Source organism: Lysinibacillus sp. OF-1, assembly GCF_028356935.1.
Classification (GTDB): Bacteria; Bacillota; Bacilli; order Bacillales_A; family Planococcaceae; genus Lysinibacillus; species Lysinibacillus fusiformis_D.
Genome location: NZ_CP102798.1, coordinates 2,918,893 through 2,937,098 on the forward strand (window position 1 = coordinate 2,918,893; position 18,206 = coordinate 2,937,098).

At 36.1% G+C, this 18,206-nt stretch carries 15 protein-coding genes; all 15 read right to left on the reverse strand.

The window, feature by feature from the left end:
• Positions 1 to 25: 25 nt before the first annotated feature.
• The 15 genes from NV349_RS14165 to gcvT all read right to left on the reverse strand — a co-directional run bounded on the left by NV349_RS14165 (position 26) and on the right by gcvT (position 18,039).
• Positions 26 to 799, reverse strand: coding sequence for a hypothetical protein (locus NV349_RS14165; RefSeq protein ID WP_036120174.1), 774 nt, complete (start codon positions 797 to 799; stop codon positions 26 to 28).
• Between the two features lie 38 nt (positions 800 to 837).
• Positions 838 to 3,426 (reverse strand): acetate and sugar kinases/Hsc70/actin family protein, encoded by a 2,589-nt coding sequence (locus tag NV349_RS14170; RefSeq protein WP_271913593.1) that lies wholly within the window; start codon positions 3,424 to 3,426, stop codon positions 838 to 840.
• Between the two features lie 80 nt (positions 3,427 to 3,506).
• The gene (locus NV349_RS14175) at positions 3,507 to 4,202 is read right to left on the reverse strand and encodes a hypothetical protein (RefSeq protein WP_058844137.1); all 696 of its coding nucleotides are present in this window, start codon (positions 4,200 to 4,202) and stop codon (positions 3,507 to 3,509) included.
• Entirely contained in the window at positions 4,193 to 5,464 is a 1,272-nt protein-coding gene (locus NV349_RS14180) for a normocyte-binding protein (RefSeq protein ID WP_230593775.1), read from the reverse strand. The genes NV349_RS14175 and NV349_RS14180 overlap by 10 nt, the downstream gene beginning before the upstream one ends.
• Before the next feature lie 36 nt (positions 5,465 to 5,500).
• Positions 5,501 to 7,111, reverse strand: coding sequence for a PP2C family protein-serine/threonine phosphatase (locus NV349_RS14185; protein WP_271910312.1), 1,611 nt, complete (start codon positions 7,109 to 7,111; stop codon positions 5,501 to 5,503).
• 32 nt (positions 7,112 to 7,143) lie between these two features.
• Complete coding sequence (locus NV349_RS14190) at positions 7,144 to 7,983, reverse strand: PP2C family protein-serine/threonine phosphatase (RefSeq protein ID WP_271910313.1); 840 nt, start codon at positions 7,981 to 7,983, stop codon at positions 7,144 to 7,146.
• Positions 7,984 to 7,989: 6 nt separating this feature from the next.
• Positions 7,990 to 8,517, reverse strand: coding sequence for an FHA domain-containing protein (locus NV349_RS14195; protein WP_036120184.1), 528 nt, complete (start codon positions 8,515 to 8,517; stop codon positions 7,990 to 7,992).
• 36 nt (positions 8,518 to 8,553) lie between these two features.
• On the reverse strand, positions 8,554 to 9,129 hold the full coding sequence (locus NV349_RS14200) for an FHA domain-containing protein (protein WP_058844136.1): 576 nt from the start codon (positions 9,127 to 9,129) through the stop codon (positions 8,554 to 8,556).
• A gap of 30 nt (positions 9,130 to 9,159) precedes the next feature.
• Positions 9,160 to 9,594 carry a J domain-containing protein gene (locus NV349_RS14205; RefSeq protein WP_036120190.1) on the reverse strand — a complete coding sequence of 145 codons (435 nt, stop codon included), beginning with the start codon at positions 9,592 to 9,594 and terminating at the stop codon, positions 9,160 to 9,162.
• Between the two features lie 89 nt (positions 9,595 to 9,683).
• Entirely contained in the window at positions 9,684 to 10,109 is a 426-nt protein-coding gene (locus NV349_RS14210; RefSeq protein WP_036120193.1) for a hypothetical protein, read from the reverse strand.
• 231 nt (positions 10,110 to 10,340) lie between these two features.
• Positions 10,341 to 12,509, reverse strand: coding sequence for a hypothetical protein (locus tag NV349_RS14215; RefSeq protein WP_036120196.1), 2,169 nt, complete (start codon positions 12,507 to 12,509; stop codon positions 10,341 to 10,343).
• Between the two features lie 553 nt (positions 12,510 to 13,062).
• Positions 13,063 to 13,971, reverse strand: a complete 909-nt coding sequence (locus NV349_RS14220; protein WP_271910314.1) for a serine/threonine protein kinase — start codon at positions 13,969 to 13,971, stop codon at positions 13,063 to 13,065.
• A 136-nt stretch (positions 13,972 to 14,107) separates the two neighbouring features.
• Entirely contained in the window at positions 14,108 to 15,571 is a 1,464-nt protein-coding gene (gene gcvPB / locus NV349_RS14225; RefSeq protein WP_089934849.1) for an aminomethyl-transferring glycine dehydrogenase subunit GcvPB, read from the reverse strand.
• Positions 15,564 to 16,910: an aminomethyl-transferring glycine dehydrogenase subunit GcvPA gene (gcvPA, locus tag NV349_RS14230; RefSeq protein WP_036120201.1), complete on the reverse strand. Its 1,347-nt coding sequence runs from the start codon at positions 16,908 to 16,910 to the stop codon at positions 15,564 to 15,566. Before gcvPA ends, gcvPB begins: the two co-directional genes overlap by 8 nt.
• Before the next feature lie 25 nt (positions 16,911 to 16,935).
• Positions 16,936 to 18,039, reverse strand: coding sequence for a glycine cleavage system aminomethyltransferase GcvT (gene gcvT / locus NV349_RS14235; protein WP_089934847.1), 1,104 nt, complete (start codon positions 18,037 to 18,039; stop codon positions 16,936 to 16,938).
• Positions 18,040 to 18,206 lie beyond the last annotated feature (167 nt).

The following is an 18,206-nucleotide window of genomic DNA, read 5'->3' on the forward strand; positions in this document are numbered from 1 at the left end:
ACGTTGTTCACCAACTGGATTTTAGTTAATCGACTATCATACGCTTTGGTCGGTCTGGACTATGTCCTCCTCGACGACCACCGTTCTTTGATTCAGATAATATACGGTACAAATATTTATGAATTTGACTATTGGAAAACGCTTGAAATTCTAACTCTAATCGATTGCAAATATACATTTCAATGACATCCCGCTGTACTCGCTCCTGATTCAAACACTCAAAAGCAAAGGTAATATCATATACATTGGTTGGGCGATTTTTTAATAATTCCTTTGCGTAAAACTGTAAAACTTTAGGGTGGTATGTGCTTTCTTGTATACCTGCATACTGACAGTGCAGATAATTCACTGTATTGTATTCCGTGGCAAAATCTAAAAAATTATTTGGCTCGGATCGCAGCCTTGCTCCAGCCTTTAATTTAAAGCGGGCTATTTCTAATTCGTTTAGGGCAAGATTCAGAGACTCATCGAGAAAAATAGTGGCTGTAAAATCCGTGAAGTCTAATTTATTCACTGCTTCAGCAAACTTTATTTTTATAATGGTTTCTTGCCCTGTTGCCTCATATGGAAGTTCATAGCTATTATGCAGTAGATAAAGCCTATTATTATGTTTAACGATCCCTTTTGTAATATGGATAATAGTATCTGCAATCGTAATATTGGCACCTGCTATAATGCCATTTGAATAATCCTGGAAATATAAATCTAAAAATTCCCTTGGATAATCGCGCAAGTTCTCCAGCATTTCTCTTTTTAAAATTCTGCCTTTTTGAAAATGTGGATATTGATTGGTAAACATCTGTCACTCACCTCTTTTATTTTTTGGCAGATGCCTACTTACTTTAATCCATCAAAGAAATCTAGCTCTGATAAATCTGTTTCAAAGGCAAAGAATTCCTTGCTCCCGATCATTAGCTGCTCCTCTTTTCTAGCCACTGGCACGACATGGAAGCCCCAATGATCCTCTCCTGCAAAGACAAAGAATTTAACCTCGCCATTGACGATTGAATCTGTTTCGTCCTGTGGAATTTTATCAAAATAATTCGATGCAATACTTTCATATAGCACAGGGACAAAATCCTCTTGACGATTAATATAAGTATACTTATGTGCTGCTTGAGGATCGCTTCCAGTTAGGAAAAATTCAACCTCTGTGACGCCCCATGGACGGGAGATAGTTCCATGAATTTGATTCAGTCTCTCTAGACTACTAATCAGAAGCTTTTCCTGACGATTATGAGTAAATGCACTAACCGTATACGGTACAATAGGTGCAGCATTTGTTACTTCCGTTTCGATCATGCCAATCTTTTTCGCATTTAAGTAGCGTAATGCGCCTCTTAAACAAGCGAGCTTTAATTCTGGCACTTTTCCAACATTTTCAGCCTTTTGTCTAAATTCAATGCTACGACCTGGCACAAATTCCTTTAAAGCCTCTCGAAAAGCGTCAATTCTACAGGATTGCCCTGTCAGCTTAATAATGGAATATTCCCCAAGCATGCCACTTTCATAAAAACCTTCTAAAAACTCTCGTACAATATCATAAATATCCGCCTTGATTAGGTGGTTAATTTCTTTAATATTGAAATAAACGTTTGGATAGTCATAAACATCTTTAAATTGGTGGTTTTCTAATAGGGATAAACACCAGCGATCTACCGTTGTGATATTCAAATCACTATCTTGCTGTATATCGCTTTCTGAGTAAAAGCGACTCCTAAGAATACCGGTTTTTCGGAAAAATTCTTTCTTCATTTCCTCGGCCATTTCCCATAAGAAATAATGATTATTACGAACCCTTAAATACTCATCACGCGTATGATTTTCATATTCTTTAAAACGTGTAGGGATAATAGACTCAGCATCCTCAAATGTCTTTTCAAATTGCTTGTAAACCGCCTCGACGCCATAATCATCCACATACCGATAAATATCCTTCCCTGGAATATCAATTAACGCATCGATGTCATAGGCATTTTTCCCACGACTATAATAATTCGCAAAGACAATTTTCATAAATTGAAAAATTCGATAGGTAATATTATTACCACCAAAATTGGTATCCCCATTTTCATAGGTTGTATGAATATCAATTTTGTAGGAAATATGTCCGTCCTCTATTCGAAACTTACAGGATGAGAGGTCTGTTGTTCCCCCTCCACAATCGATTACTAGAGCCTTGTATTCCTTGCCATCCATAAAGCTCTGATTCTCTATTTGATTGGCTATCGTATTATAGAGCACTGCCATTCCTTCATCGAGAGCATGCTCAATTTCAATTTGATATTCAGGTAAAATGGCGTGAAACATATCTAAAAATTGAGTTTTCAGCTTAACAGGGCTTGAAATATGCAAATGTTGAAAGCGACATTTAAATTGATGCTCAGCCATTTGAACGATATAGAGTAAAAATTCTCTTAGGATTTGACTGCGTGGGATAACTGCTGTATTCCCATTCGCATCCATTATTTCCTCCAATTTCGCATAATTACTAACCCAACGTTTGATGCCCTGAAATTTAGTCGCTAATGATGTATAGCTATTTTTTTTCATAACCTTCAAGGCTTCATAGCCGAAATGATAGTTTATGTGATCAGCGTTTGAGCAATCTGCAACCGCAACCACTGTAGGCACAACTTCAATCCATTCATTTTGGTGTAGTGGGTCTGGGAATTGTACAAAATTGATGCTATTGAGTGTAATTCTCTTATTTAAAAGATCATGGCTACAAGGTGATGAGACATAATCGCTATCCAAAAATACACCAGCTGTTGTATTGGTTGTGCCAAAATCAATGGCAAGAATGGCATTGGTTGTCTCTAATTGTTTCATCTCTAAATCTGGTATTGGCACTTTGTAGTAATGTAGATTTGTTGGTGGGAGTGGCGTCTCCTGATAATATGTTTTATAGATATACTCTGAGTCTTGCTTTCGCAAAAAAATAAAGCTATAGTTCTTATTCTTTGTCTCGCGTATTCCTAGCGCTTGATCTGCCACTAAGTAGTAGCAATTCGCTTTTTCATCGTCTTTTACGATATTTAGAATGCCACATAACTCAAAATGCTCATTTACTAGTAGCACATTGGATTCTACAAGAAAGCCACCTGTTTCAATGAGGTATTGATCTGGCTTATCTATTTTCATGCCTTTATAGAGATTCATTTTGGCAGGTATTTTAATATCACCATTATCTGAAAGTGGTGTTTTTAAATACTTCTGCAGTGCCTCCTCGACTCTTTCAAAGCCCCCATCTTGATTTTCTTTAATCAATAGATGTTCTTCCGCTCCACGGTATCTTAAAATTTTCTCGATTAGTTCGTCCCTAGTTAGCGTATTAATTAACCCTGTTATGAGCTTTTCTTTATAACAAATATTTCTAAGCTGAAAAGTGGTCATCTCCATCAACTCTACACGTGTATAGGTCATATATTTCTTTTCTGTATAACGCTTATTCGCATAAAGCTTATATGAATATTTAGTCGTCAATTTATACCCCTCCCCACTTTTTAATAAAGAGCTATCCGATCTAGCTTCATCGTCTCTTCTACGTCAATAATGCCAAAATGGTATTGCCAGTAAACCTCCATCTGAAAGCCAATAGGTAAAAAGATTTCTTGGATTAGCTGAACTTTATTGATATTTTCTATTGTCTTTTTTTGATGAATGTAAAGCAGTAATTCATCATTTTCCTCTGATTTCACATAAATAAAACAATTTCTAAATATATTTTTCAGCGTGTCCTTTATCAGATATAATGCTTCTCCTGTTTGATAGAGTCTGAGCATATTAAGCGCAATAATTTCTTGCTCTTTCTTTGAAAAAGATTTGATTTTATCGCGAACCAGTTTTCCAAATACATTTGCTTCAATGTCTCTCAGCATAAAGCGAATATAATATTCCTTTTTATTCAAGCCTTGCATTCGATCAATTTCAGCTAAAAAATGCAATGTAATATCTAATAAAGCGTCTCTAAATGCTTCATCAGTCGTATGATCAGGATGAAAGAGATCTTTAAAAATATCGAAGTACCGATAATAGGGGTTTACTTCCACATGTTGCTCTATTGCCTGTGAATTTAATAGTTGTGGACTAAGCTCCATATAAGGTGAATAGATTTTGGCAAGATGAAAGTAAATATCCTTTGTTAAAAAGCCCTCTTCTTCAGCTTGTATAAGTAAATCCCAAATATAGTTCATAACCATTTACCTACACATTTATATTCAGTGAAATGCCTTTGGACTTCAGCAAGGAGAAAGCTTAAGACATCATTCGTCATAAAATCTCGCTCTTGTTTTGATAGGAATTGTAATAGCATCGTCTTTTTATGACTGGCATCTTCTGTTGCGTCTTTTAAAAATGGATGCACGAAGTGACGATTCTCTAAATGCCCTTCCAAAATATCTATTCTCAAAAGTTCAAGATTGTCTGCTGCCTGAAAGGAGTTTATCAGTCTAATTATTTCTCCTTTTGTTGAAACATTGACATTATATTTACTAGAAAGCTTGTGCATAAAGTGTTCATTTCGCCGATTCGAGACTAGTTCATAAGTCAATTTACCTACTTGTTCTTTTTCTACTTTAGCAACTTTAAGTAGCTGCCATACTCCTGATTGATCCTGAGGTGAAACAATGGTTAATTCGCTATCTGAACGTTTTATATATCTAATATTGTCTTCTTCCGCATCAATGAGATAACCATGTTGAGTACCTGTTTTTCGTAACGATAAGACATGCTCATAATTTATTCGATCGATGGCAGGGAATGGAAAACCGCTATTCTTAACCTCGTGACGCTGAACATTCCAAAGCGGAACCATATTCAATCGTTTTTGCTGCTCATATTCCTCTAAATCAATCGTAACCTCGAAAATTTCTACATCCTCATTTAATGGTGGACAGCCTATCAGTATGACATCAATGAACTTACTCACAAAAGGATGATTGATTGTTTTCCAAGGTAGGCCATTTCTTTGGAAGATTGAATAGAGGTCTTTAATTTTTTGCAAATAGCGATTATTTTTAGTAAGGCTCAGCTTTATTTCGACCAATCCCTGCGATGTAGCAAGATGACCATTGAAAATTCGTTGCTGTGCAAGTAAATGCTGTATTTCGATAGAATCACACTCTAAAAATAATGTCATGAGTATTGCAGGTTCATTATTTTTAATGGATTCAAGAAGCTTCTCCATGTCTATTTTTGTCTCTTCCAAATCTGTTGGACATATCGGAAACAAACAATCATGAATGGGGTCGACATCTTCTCGGGCACTAAGCGTTGTGTAAATGTCATATCTATTCTCGTAATCATCGATTTCATTAAAAATACGTTCTTCAAGCTTTTTGTTCATATCTTCTTGATAATCAATTAGATTTACAAAAACGCCACTTACAATATCCTTTAGTAATTGACGTTGCTCTAGATTTTCTATTTTTCGTAAACGTTCAAACATGAGCTCTTTTAACAATTTACTTTCCTTCTTTCATGACTCAGGATTTGAATGCTAACTGGCATCAGTTACTTCATCTACTGGAGGTTCTGCTTCATTAGGAAGTGCATTATCTGCTGGTTGAACCTGTGGAACAGGGTTTAATTTATCATTTGCATTCATAATCTTTCTCTCTAGTCCAAGAACTTTTGCCAGTAATTCTGTTTCTTGATAAATCTCCTGCGCAAGCGTATAGGACTCTATCGCTTGAACGTATTCCTGACGGGCATAGCTCTGATCCCCACTTTTTTCTAACCCTTCTGCCTTTAATTCTTTTTGAGCCTTCTTCAATTCATTTATTTTTTCTTGTGTATCTTCAATTTTTGTTTTAATTTGTGTCTCTCCAGTAAATGAAATGGCGAGTGCTTTTTTTCTAGCTTTCTCATAAATGGCTAAAGCCCCATTGTAGTCCTCTGCCTCAAAACGAAAATCTGCATCTTTTATAGCATCAACAATCTCCACAACGGAATCCATGTTGGCAATTCTTTGCTCTACTTCTTCCTTACCAAATCCATTAATGAGTTTGCCCTCTTTTTTAGCTTTTTCATAATGTTCTAATGCCTCTGTAAATTTTCCAGTTTCCGCTGATTTATCACCATTGATAATTAGTTGTGTCACTCTTAATTTTCTAGCTAGTAAATTTCTATGTATAGGATCTTTTAATTTTTTTGCTGCATTTCTTCCCTCACTATATGCAAGTAACGCTTCATCATAATTTCCGTCTTGAAAGTAAACATTTCCACTCTTTTCATGGTCCTTCATCTCGACTGTTAACTCTGCTAATTTTTTTGCTTGTTTTACTTGATAAAAAATCGTGCCGCCACCTACAACCAAGGCTAAAACTAATGCAGCAGCAATCATTTTTATATACTTCATCTTGTTTTTGTTCGTTTCTTGATACACCTTGTTCACAAATATGGCAGCAACCGTATAATTTTCTACAACTTTTCTTTGTCTACTCAACAATATTTCTTCCAACAAATCTGTATATTGTTCAGAATCCTTGACACCTTCCAAAGCGTCAGCCATCTCAATCTCACTGACATCTCCCCAAAAGCCAGCTGTACAAAGTAATAGGACATCACCATCAGTAAGCTTCATTTTTTTAGACACAAAGGGTTGAAATTTGTTTGGTTTACCTAGATAATTCAACAAATTCCCTCTTTCTTCATGCTGGCTAATATCTAATGAACGGTTCTGACTGTTTACTATTTCCTGTGCTAAACTTTGGTCTGTACTTTTGTAGGTTAATGTACCGTTTCGGAAGTGATACAGTCGCGAATTCCCCGCTACTCCAACAATCATTTTTGAGTAGTCGGAAACAACTATGACAATACTAGCCTTTAATCTTACTCGTAAGCTTTGCGCTTGTAGTATATTTTGTGCATGTCTAAGGTATTTATTGATAGCTCTCCTTGACATAGCAGGCTTTTCCATAAACTTCTCCAAAATAGCCTTTACGGCAAGCTCTGCACTACTAATTTCCTGATCTGCATCCAAGCCCTTGACAGCTACCCAACAAGCTACATCGTCGAGTTCTGTATAGGCAAAATAGTCTTTATTTTGCAGAAAGGACCCTGCTTCAGATAAAAAGCCCGTTTTAAAGTCGCAATTTTCCTTTCTCATACGTCTCCTCCTTCTCTATTCCCTATTCATCGTCACCAAGTTTTTTCTAAAATCACGATGGTAGCATTATCTTGATTTTTTAAGCGTTTTTGTTCAACGGCTTTTATCATGCTTTGTGCTAAATCATAGGGTGGAGCTTGCTGAGAGAGAATTTTTTCCATTTCAACCTCCGTTAAAGCATCATAGATTCCATCACTAAAAAGACATACCTTGTCCCCTCTATTTAGCTGAATCGGATTATTTCCTGTATCCAAATTTTTAAAGCCTGCATATCCTAAATAATTGATTAATCTCTTTTTTAGAGGATTTTCCTGAACCTCAAGTTGCGAAATTTCACCTGAAATATATCTTTCGGTTAAAACTGACTCAAAAATATGTTTTTGGTTAATCTTTAGAAATTCACCATTTCTAAAGATCGTGAGAACACTATCCCCTACTGCCCCCCAATGAAGATAGCCTTCACTATCAATAACGGCTGTGACTAATGTTGTTCCTCCATTGGAGCCATTTAAGTTTTCCACAATCATATGATTGCTTGCTATAGCAGCTTCCTTAAAAAAGTTTTGTAGATTTTTTAAGCTACTAAGCTTTTTAAATTCTTCTATGAAGGTTGTCACTGCGATCGTGCTAGCCATCCGCCCATTGGCTAAGCCGCTAATTCCATCTGCAAGCACCGCGATTGTGCCATATGTCGTTTCGGCAGTTGAGAAATAATCATCCTGCTCATCACGTCTTCCGATTGTTTGACCATTTCCAATATAAATTTTCCCTTTATCCATTTTTTGAGCAAGTATACTTCTTATTAGCAGTAACAAGATAAGGACAATGATAAAGATTAAGGTAATTATGTACGGCAATAACTTTTGGTCCATATGTCATCATTCCTCACTTTGATTGTTTTCCCATTCAAAGTGAACACCACAAAGTGGAATAAATAAAAATATACTTCTCCCTAGCTGTATCACATCATAGGCTGCTAATTCCGTTGGTGTATAAACGGCCTCATTATTTAGATAGGCTAATCCTGATGCATCTCCTGGCAGTAAGTAAAAATTACGTTTTTTAGGATCATACACAATGACTGCATGATTTCGCTTAGAGATGGAATTGTCCCCTGCAATGCGGATATGCATATCTTCTGCTCTACCTATAAAATTCTTTTCAGATAAGATACGATAATCTCTACCCATTTGCGGCCCTTCAATACAAACTAACCATCCTGTTACAGGATCTATCCCATCCATTTCTCCTAAGTAAGGCAATGTTTTATCATCTGCTTCAATGACAGGTGAGGAAGGACTATTTTGTCTTTGCTCCTGTTCCACCATCACGTTACAGTAAGGACAAATATTGCGATGTCTCCTTGAACTAAACATATGACCATTTGTACATCTAATCAAACTCATTTCGATATCCCCTATCTTTGTTACGAATTTTTTTCTCTATTTAACCAAAATTCGCGTATTCGCTATGTATATTGTGTCTCCATTACCTAATGGGTAAGGAATCTCATGTTTTAATCTATTTTTTACCCGCTTATTCGCTTTTTTTAAGCCAACACCATTAACCGAATCTATATCCTCTAAATACCAAATTCCAGCTACACAATTTAGTACAGCATGCTCATAATTCACAAGAGATTCATACTCTGTTCCACTTAAATCAATATCCGCCTTGTGTTCAGCTGAACTTTTTCCAATAAGCAATGAAATTTGATCGCCAAGTTCCCATTCATCTATTTCTACTCCACGTTCATTAAGAAGAACAAGCTTTGAAATGTCCTTCTTAGCCATCACTTGAGTGATTGCCTTGGCTTCGTATTTAAGCGATACGTATATAATGGCGAGTATGACTATTACCGTCCCAATAACGAATTTCAAAAGGACATCCTGATTCATCACAAAAACATATAAAATGAAAAAGAAGGCGATTGTGACAATAATGATATCGATAATTTTTATAAACATTTTTTTTCGTGTATTTCCACTGTAAGCATCAGCTGAAAATGGCTCATACATATAATCACACTCCTCTCTTTTTGCCATAGCTTATTTATTAAAAAAACGTTCAAATAAATCCGTTGTATCCAATGGATTTTTCTTCGTTTTTTTATGAAGCGTTGAGGACATCTCCTTTGTTTTAGGATTGAAGCCAAAGAAATGTTCAAAGTTTTTTTCAATATTATTCATATTAAAATCTGGCTTTTTCTCTGTAGACTGATGTCCGTTTGAATGCTTTTCATTTTGTTGTTCATTTTGCCAGCTGGTACCTTTGCCATCGAGACGGGCATCGTAAGTCTCTTTCAGCGCTGGATCTTTAAGCACCTTATATGCCTCTTGAACCTCTAAAAAAATTTTCTCTGACTCTTGATTTCCACCACTCACATCAGGGTGATGCTTTTTGGAAAGCTTTCGATAAGCTAATTTTATTTGCTCTTGTGTTGCATTTCGGTCTATACCCAATGTTTCATAATGCGTTTTCATGTTTTCAACCCCAATTTAGGATTATTAAAAATAATCTAAGGAACTATAAAAGTTCCTTAGATATAGTAGTGTTTTATCGTGCTGCAATCTTAGACAGCGTAGCCGCCTTCGATTTTTGCCAATTCTGTTTTGTCTTTCTTTTGCTTAATAAATAAGAAGAACTCACCAATACCTTCAGTGTCACCATATCTTTCTGTATAGTCCACAACGAAAGCATTTGGGAAATGAATTTTTCTTACTACTTGATCAGCTGAGATCACTTCAAGTGTCACTTTGCGGTAGCAATCAGCTTTTTCAGCTGGTACTAATGACCATAATCCTAATTTCATCGTATCATCAGAATTATCACCATCAGTGGCAGTTAAAATTTTACCTTTTACTTTTAAAGTTGCCCCAACATCTGTAGAGCGCGCGTTAGAATCATTCGGTGTATCTGTCTCGTATTCGACAGTCATGATGCTTTCTAACCCTAATTCAATTGCTTCTGATCCTTCTACTTTTAATACAAAACCCATTTTTAGTACCTCCTAAATTTTGTTGAATCGTAACTTCTGACTGTTCTAATGAAATAAATTTAAGTACAGCTATTCATTTCACAGTGCCATGTTTCATACCGACACGATGAAATATGTAATATTTTTCATTTTAGCAATTAGTCGTTCGATTCATATTTATGTTAAAAGATTTATGAATGATAAATCTTAAACACCCTACTTAAATAATTGAAAATGGTGATAAATAAATTGTTAGGCTTTAACAGCACTTGTCCCTTTAGTAATCGTGACCTCAAGATTTTTAACATTACCGTTAAATACAAGATCGATCTGACATAAGCTTGTTTTCTCATCAATGATATAGCCAATATCATCTCCGTCATGAATGATAGAGTTTACATGACCTTTATCATTCAGCCACTTACTTTTTTGACTACTTGGATTATTACTAAAGAAGCGAACGATATTCTCGTGCTTAAAGTCACCAGATTGGAATCGAAGTATTCTTTCAATATACGTACTAACTTGCGTTTTATAGATTGAATCGAATCCATCTTCTTCCATTGCTAGACTTCTTGCTTTATAAACAGTAATACGTCTAATATCTTTATCCTGTAGTTGGGCATTTTCGGAAGAGAATACAAAACCGAAGCTTCTGCTGTTAATAGCGTCTTTAATATTATTCGTAAAACCTGAAATTTCCTTCGCCATCGTAGTTACAGCTCTAAGTGAGTTGTCTCCGGCTTCAATATCAAATCGAACTCCAGGGTAATTACGTTTTACATTTTTAAATGATTCCTTTAAATACTCTGGGCATTGGTAGGCGGAAACGATACCTGCTGCTACATAGCTAGCACCTACATAAACGCCTTCTATCCAAAGCTTTAAAATATCTTCCTTTTCTTTCGATAGACGAGCTCCATTTTCGGTAGTATGCATTCTCGTATCAATAACTACGCCTGATTTATCTTTTGGAATAATCGTAAAGTTTGGTAGGCATGGTATCGCGAACTCACTAAATTCTTTTCTGACAAGAACTGAGCATTTATCGATCAGGCGATCAATCCCAGCAGTTGCGATGCCGTTGAAGGTAGTTTCTTCTTCAGCCATAAAGTTAAAGAAAATTTGAACCTTGTAATCTTTTACCGTATCTAAGAGGATTGATAAAGATTCCATTGTGTTACCCTCTTGCTTTGTAACCTTTTCATTCCCTTTGAATCTTGATCGGCTAACTTTCATTTTTCCAGAAGATTCTAATTCTAGAGCAGGTACAATGCCATACCATACAGTATCTGTAAAATCATTTTTAGCGTTAACCGTATTTAAATACGTGCGTAATCTTGGTAGATTATTACTTTTCACAAGCATATCGAGCTTCGTGTTTGTCACTAATAATGACGGCTGCATACCTTTATTTTTCGTAGCATATTGATCGAAGTACATTTTGACACCTAATAGCTTTTCGACTAAAGGCTTGACCGTTTTTACAAATTCATCCTTTGCATCCTTATAGAACTCCAGGTATGTATTGTAATTTTGAACTTCTGTTTCAACATCAAATTCGGCTTTTACAGCTGGTAGAGGTGAGAACGTTCTCACAACTAAATCTTTTACATAGGAAGACGGCGATTCTGTAATAGCCTCATAGTCTTCTTCGAAAACTGTACTCAAGCCGTAATTACTATTTTCTTCAATGACCATCAGTTCTGAACTATTCGTTTGAGGTGCCTCAATAATTTTCAATTCACCATTATCACCAATAGTAAGCGTACCTATTTGTAATTTTTCGGACTCATCCTCATCTTGACTAGCACCTAATAATAATCTTGTTTTAATATCTTCAATTGCTAAAGGCAGCATCGCCATTACATTGTTGTAGTTTCTACTAGCTACTTCAAACATAAGATTTAGCTTGTCACCAGTATCTAATTTTTTCGGATCTCCCTCATCCAGCTTGTCATACTCACTGTATAGGTAATGAATTTCCTTACGAACTTGGCGAATATCATCCATGACTTTTTTAGGAGAAATCATGTCTAGTAAATTTTCAAATTTAAAATCTACATTCGTGATGCCCTGACTTCTTTTTGTATCAATGAGCGTAAATAGCATCTTTAAAAAATCGTTATTTTGGTCGATTGCTATTTCAGATATACAATCATCTTGAATTCCTTCAGGCTTTTTCAAGGTATACATAACCTTTTGATTTGCCGCGTTATAAAATGAATACACAGTAGGTGAAAACTTATCTAAAAATTCGTCGAAGCTTTTTACAAGAAGATGTTGACTAATTTCTTTGATCTTTTCATCACTTAGACTGTCGATTCCTTTTACATCGCCAACAAGCGTAATTAAATCCAATTTCTCTGGGTTTATTTCTTCAAAGAGCATTGTTCTGTTCGTTTGACTAATAATCTCCATTCATTTGGCTGTATATTACTACAGCCATCCCTCCTTTAGATAACGAATTTCGAGTAAGCATAAACATTAGTGCGTAAAAAATACAGAATTAGAATTGTATAACTACTTGAATCGAGCATCTTAAAAGAACATTTAGACACTTAAATTAAGTCGATATATACATTTAAGATAAAATTTTACAATAAAAACAATAATGTACTGAACTATGTACGAGAAGCTCTAATTCAACTTTATGCATTTTTTATACAAAATTCACTAATGGTTTTATGTATCACAAAAGTAACTATACAATACCTAAAATCAATGTCAATATTTTCTATAGAATATATTGTAAGCAAAAACATTTTAAGGACAGTTTATTAAAAATATTACATGGTAATAATTATGATATTTTTTAGGGAAATAGTGGATAAATCCTATTTTTTTATAAAAAAAACAACTAAAGGTCCGATTGCTATTAGGCCCTAAGTTGTTCTTTTGAATATCATACTTTTAAGACTAAAATGAGTAAAAAGTATTAAAAATATAGTAATTTTGGTCTTTTAGAATTAATTTATTTAAAATAGTTCTTTATACATTTGAATTTTCTTTCCAAAATAATCATGTATTTAATAAAAGAAAGGGAAGAACATCTTTTTTTATGCTGCACTTGCAAGCCCCATAAAATAGTCAATGACATAGGAATGCTCACTTTTCTATTATATTTTCTCACATTTGCAAGTTTATCCTCGATTACTCTTTGTGAAACATCTAGTGGGACTTCGTTTGTTAATGCGAAGTATAAAGTTGCCATCAAACTATAAATATCTGTATAAATGCCTTGCTCTCCTTTAACGGAATACTGCTCAATAGGTGAGTATCCCGGTGTAGTAAATATTGGATATTTTTCCACCGTTTTATAATAAATTGCTGAACCGAAATCTAATAAGCAAGGTTTCCCTTGCGTATCAATTATAATATTATTCGGCTTTATATCCCGATGAATAATGCCTTTACTATGTAAATACGAGATGGCATCAATTAAGGGAAGGAATACTTCTTCATATAGATGATGCCTTTCGTGAATAGCATATTTATGTATATATTGGTCCAGTAATATCCCTTCATAATAATCTGTAATCATATATATAGAACCGTTTTCAGTAAAATGATGTCTATACTTAACAATATTTTGATGGTTCAATTGTTGGATCATGAATGCTTCACTTAGAAATCTTTCCTTTAATTCCTGAAATTTTTCCTTTGTTGAGGGTACACGATTGATTACTGATTTGTTATCCAAATCTCGTAACGCTATTTCCATTGGGAAAAATTCCTTAATGATTAGTTGCTCTCCAGTATTTATATGTTCAGACATATACACAAAGGATAATTTACTAGTGGCAAGAACTTGCGTTATTTTATATGTATTATGTAATAGACTGTTTATTGGTAAGCTCAATTCAAATATTGCTGCCTGCATTTTAATCTCCCTTCAAAAATCGAATATACAAATTAATGTAATTATATCAATTACTATATTTTTATGTATAGTTTGTACTAGCCTAAAGTGCGCAAACAAAAAACCGTTCAATATGAAGTGAACGGTTTTTTGTGGATTATGCTTTTTGATAGCGCAGCACTGGTGTACGAGCAGCGCGTGTTTCATCAAGACGAGATACGACAGTTGTATGTGGTGCTTCTTGCACGATAGATGGATTTTCTTCTGCTTCTTTCGCAATTTGAATCATCACATCACAGAATGCATCTAATGTTTCTTTTGATTCTGTTTCTGTTGGCTCGATCATTAATGCCTCTTCCACGTTTAATGGGAAGTAGGTTGTTGGTGGATGGTAGCCAAAGTCTAACAGACGTTTTGCAATATCTAATGTGCGAACGCCCAATTTCTTTTGACGACGACCTGATAAGACAAATTCATGTTTGCAGTGACGGTTATATGGTAAATCAAAGAATGGCTCTAAACGACGCATCATATAGTTTGCGTTTAATACAGCGTATTCTGTAACAGCTTTTAAGCCATCTGGACCCATTGTACGAATGTACGTATAAGCACGAACATTGATACCAAAGTTACCATAGTAAGGTTTTACACGTCCAATTGATTGTGGACGATCGTAGTCGAAGTGGTATGTGCCTTCTTCTGTTCTCACTAGTACTGGTTTTGGTAGGAATGGAATTAAATCTGCTTTTACGCCTACTGGACCAGAACCTGGACCACCGCCACCATGTGGGCCTGTAAATGTTTTATGCAAGTTTAAATGCACGCAGTCAAAGCCCATATCGCCAGGACGTGCTTTACTCATAACGGCATTTAAGTTCGCGCCATCATAGTAAACTTTCCCGCCTACAGAGTGAATAAGCTCCGCCATTTCGATAATGTTTTCTTCAAATAGACCGAGTGTATTCGGGTTTGTTAGCATTAATGCAGCTGTATCAGCACCAACGACTTTACGAAGGTCTTCGATATCAACTAAGCCATTTTCATCGGATTTCACAGTGATTGTTTCAAAGCCTGCTACTGTTGCTGAGGCTGGATTTGTACCGTGAGCTGAGTCAGGAACAATAACTTTGTTACGGTGACCTTCACCATTTGCCTCATGGAATGCGCGAATCATCATTAATGCTGTCCATTCACCATGGGCACCTGCTGCTGGTTGTAATGTTACTTCATCCATTCCTGTAATTTCTACTAAAGAAGTTTGTAAATCATAGAGAAGCTCCATCGCACCTTGTACTGTCGATTCATCCTGTAATGGGTGAACATTCGCGAAGCCTGAAAGACGTGCAACTGCTTCATTAATTTTTGGATTATATTTCATCGTACAAGAGCCGAGTGGATAGAAGCCAGAGTCTACCCCATGGTTTCTACGAGAAAGTGCTGTGTAATGACGCATAATATCAAGCTCAGACACTTCAGGTAACTCTGCAGCTTCCGTACGAACTAAGCTTGCAGGCAGTAAATCTGCTAGGTCTACTTCAGGTACATCAAGTGCTTCTAAGCTATAGCCAACGCGACCTTCTTTTGAAATTTCAAAAATGAGTGATTGATTTTCGTTATGCATTAAGAGCCCCCATTTCTGCAACAAGTGCATCAATTTCTTCTTTTGTGCGTAATTCAGTTACTGCAATAAGCACATGATTTTTCAGAGAGTCATAATTTTGCCCTAGAGGATATCCACCGATTATACCCTTTTCGATTAAGCCTTTATTGATTTCCTTCACACATTTATTCGTTTTCACAACGATCTCGTTAAAGTGTGCACCTTGGAATGCTACTGTAAAGCCAGCTGCTTCAAAGGCATTTTTTGCATAACGTGTTTTGGCAATATTTTGCGTAGCCATTTCACGAATACCTTGTTTACCTAAAGCTGTCATCGCTACAGATGCAGCAAGTGCTAAAAGTGCTTGGTTCGAACAAATATTAGATGTTGCTTTATCACGACGGATATGTTGTTCACGTGCTTGTAATGTTAATACATAACCACGGCGCCCTTCACCATCCACTGTTTCACCAACAAGACGACCTGGTACTTTACGCATTAATTTCGTTGTCACTGCAAAGAAACCACAGTGTGGCCCACCAAATGCTTCAGAGATACCGAATACTTGCGCATCCCCTACACAAATATCAGCACCTAGCTTACCAGGAGGCGTTAAAATGCCTAATGAAAGTGGGTTAGAAGAAACAACAAATAAGCTTTTCGCTTCATGTGCAATATCACTAATAACTTGAATATCCTCCACTTGACCGAAGAAGTTTGGATATTGAGCAATAACAGCTGCTGTGTTGTCATCGATTAACTCTTTTAATGCTTCGACATCTGTCACACCATCTTTTTGTGGGATTGTCACGATTTCAATGGATTGACCATAGGCATATGTAGCAACAACATCGCGATATTCTGGGTGCACTGCTTCAGACACTAATATTTTCTTACGACGCGTATGACCTGCTGCTAGCATACCTGCTTCTGCTAATGCTGTACCACCGTCATACATAGAAGAGTTTGCAAGATCCATGCCAGTTAGCTCGGCAATCATCGTTTGGAATTCAAAGATTGCTTGTAGCTCACCTTGTGAAATCTCTGGTTGATAAGGTGTGTACGCTGTATAGAACTCTGAACGAGAAATGACATGGTCCACGATTACTGGTTTATAGTGATTGTAAACACCTGCACCTAAAAACGATACATTAGCATTTGTGTCCTTATTTTTTGCAGAGAGTGCTGTTAATTCTTTTAATAAAGCAGATTCTGATTTTGCTTCCTTAATATCATAAAGGCCTTTAAAACGGACTTTCTCAGGAATATCCCCGAATAATTCATCAACTGAGGATACACCGATTACGTCTAACATTTCTTTTTGATCTTGCTCCGTCATTGGTAAATAACGATGTTTCATAAATGTAGGTCCCTCTTTTCAACTATTATTTTGAACGCTTGTAAAACGGTGTTTCTACTGTTACTACCTTTAAGTGTTTCCCACGAATTTCGATTTCTAGCTCAGTTCCGATTGTTGCGAATTGACTGTCAATTAAAGCGTGACCAACATTACGTTTAGATGAAGGAAGCTGTGTACCCGTTGTCACTTCACCGATTTCCTTACCGTCCTTGAACACTTTGTAGCCATGACGTGGAATGCCTTTATCAATCATTTCAATGCCTACCAATTTGCGTGTAAGACCATTTTCCTTCTGCGCTACTAATGCTTCATGACCAATGAAGTCTTCTTTATTTAATTTCACAGCAAAGCCAATCCCAGCCTCAAGTGGAGAAATTGTTGCCGATAGCTCTTGACCGTATAATGGTAGCCCTGCTTCAAAACGTAGTGTATCGCGGCATCCTAAACCTGCCGGTACTACGCCTTTATCATGACCAGCATCTAAAATTTTACCCCATAGTGCTTTAATATCTTCTGGAGCACCGTAAAGTTCAAAGCCATCTTCTCCTGTATAGCCACTACGAGAAACTAATACTTGATGACCCGCAACTTCAACGCCCTCTTGGAAGCGGAAAAATTTAATGGCACGAACATCAGTCGAAGTAAGGGATTGAAGAACTTCCTCTGCTAATGGTCCTTGAAGAGCAATTTGTGCATAAGCATCGGACTGGTTATCAATCGTCACATCATATTGATGTTGATTTTCCATCATCCAATCATAGTCTTTTTCAATATTGGCTGCATTGACACATAATAAATAGTGATTATCAGCTAATTTATACGTTAATAAATCGTCAACAACGCCTCCATCTTCATAACACATGGCTGTGTATTGCGCTTGGCCATTAACAATTTTAGATACATCATTTGATAAAAGATTTTGTAAAAAACCTAATGCATCGGGACCTGTTACTAAAATTTCTCCCATATGTGATACATCAAATAAGCCTGCACGATGACGCACTGCATCATGTTCTTCTTTAATGGAAGTAAATTGAACAGGTAGTTCCCAGCCACCGAAGTCTACTGTTTTTGCACCGTATTTCGCGTATTCTTCAAATAGAGGTGTACGTTTTAATTCATTCGTCATTCTTTTTTGCCCCCTTATTGTTCGTTACATTTTTACTGGTAGTAGTTCGTCTGCTTTTGTATTAATACAGTCAGTGCGTATCGTTTCCAATCTTTAAAGCACCTGTGGACATAAAAAAAGACAGACGAACCCCTTTTCGGGATTCTCTGTCCTTGCACCTGAAAGTT

Excerpts from the sequence above, each read along its gene's own strand:
- NV349_RS14165 (WP_036120174.1), bottom strand. The coding sequence starts at position 799 with ATGTTTACCAATCAATATCCACATTTTCAAAAAGGCAGAATTTTAAAA.
- gcvPB (WP_089934849.1), bottom strand. The coding sequence starts at position 15,571 with ATGCATAACGAAAATCAATCACTCATTTTTGAAATTTCAAAAGAAGGT.
- NV349_RS14220 (WP_271910314.1), bottom strand. The coding sequence starts at position 13,971 with ATGCAGGCAGCAATATTTGAATTGAGCTTACCAATAAACAGTCTATTA.
- NV349_RS14175 (WP_058844137.1), bottom strand. The coding sequence starts at position 4,202 with ATGGTTATGAACTATATTTGGGATTTACTTATACAAGCTGAAGAAGAG.
- NV349_RS14195 (WP_036120184.1), bottom strand. The coding sequence starts at position 8,517 with ATGAGTTTGATTAGATGTACAAATGGTCATATGTTTAGTTCAAGGAGA.
- NV349_RS14185 (WP_271910312.1), bottom strand. The coding sequence starts at position 7,111 with ATGAGAAAGGAAAATTGCGACTTTAAAACGGGCTTTTTATCTGAAGCA.
- gcvPA (WP_036120201.1), bottom strand. The coding sequence starts at position 16,910 with ATGAAACATCGTTATTTACCAATGACGGAGCAAGATCAAAAAGAAATG.
- NV349_RS14210 (WP_036120193.1), bottom strand. The coding sequence starts at position 10,109 with ATGGGTTTTGTATTAAAAGTAGAAGGATCAGAAGCAATTGAATTAGGG.
- NV349_RS14190 (WP_271910313.1), bottom strand. The coding sequence starts at position 7,983 with ATGGACCAAAAGTTATTGCCGTACATAATTACCTTAATCTTTATCATT.
- NV349_RS14170 (WP_271913593.1), bottom strand. The coding sequence starts at position 3,426 with ATGACCTATACACGTGTAGAGTTGATGGAGATGACCACTTTTCAGCTT.
- NV349_RS14200 (WP_058844136.1), bottom strand. The coding sequence starts at position 9,129 with ATGTATGAGCCATTTTCAGCTGATGCTTACAGTGGAAATACACGAAAA.
- NV349_RS14215 (WP_036120196.1), bottom strand. The coding sequence starts at position 12,509 with ATGGAGATTATTAGTCAAACGAACAGAACAATGCTCTTTGAAGAAATA.
- gcvT (WP_089934847.1), bottom strand. The coding sequence starts at position 18,039 with ATGACGAATGAATTAAAACGTACACCTCTATTTGAAGAATACGCGAAA.
- NV349_RS14205 (WP_036120190.1), bottom strand. The coding sequence starts at position 9,594 with ATGAAAACGCATTATGAAACATTGGGTATAGACCGAAATGCAACACAA.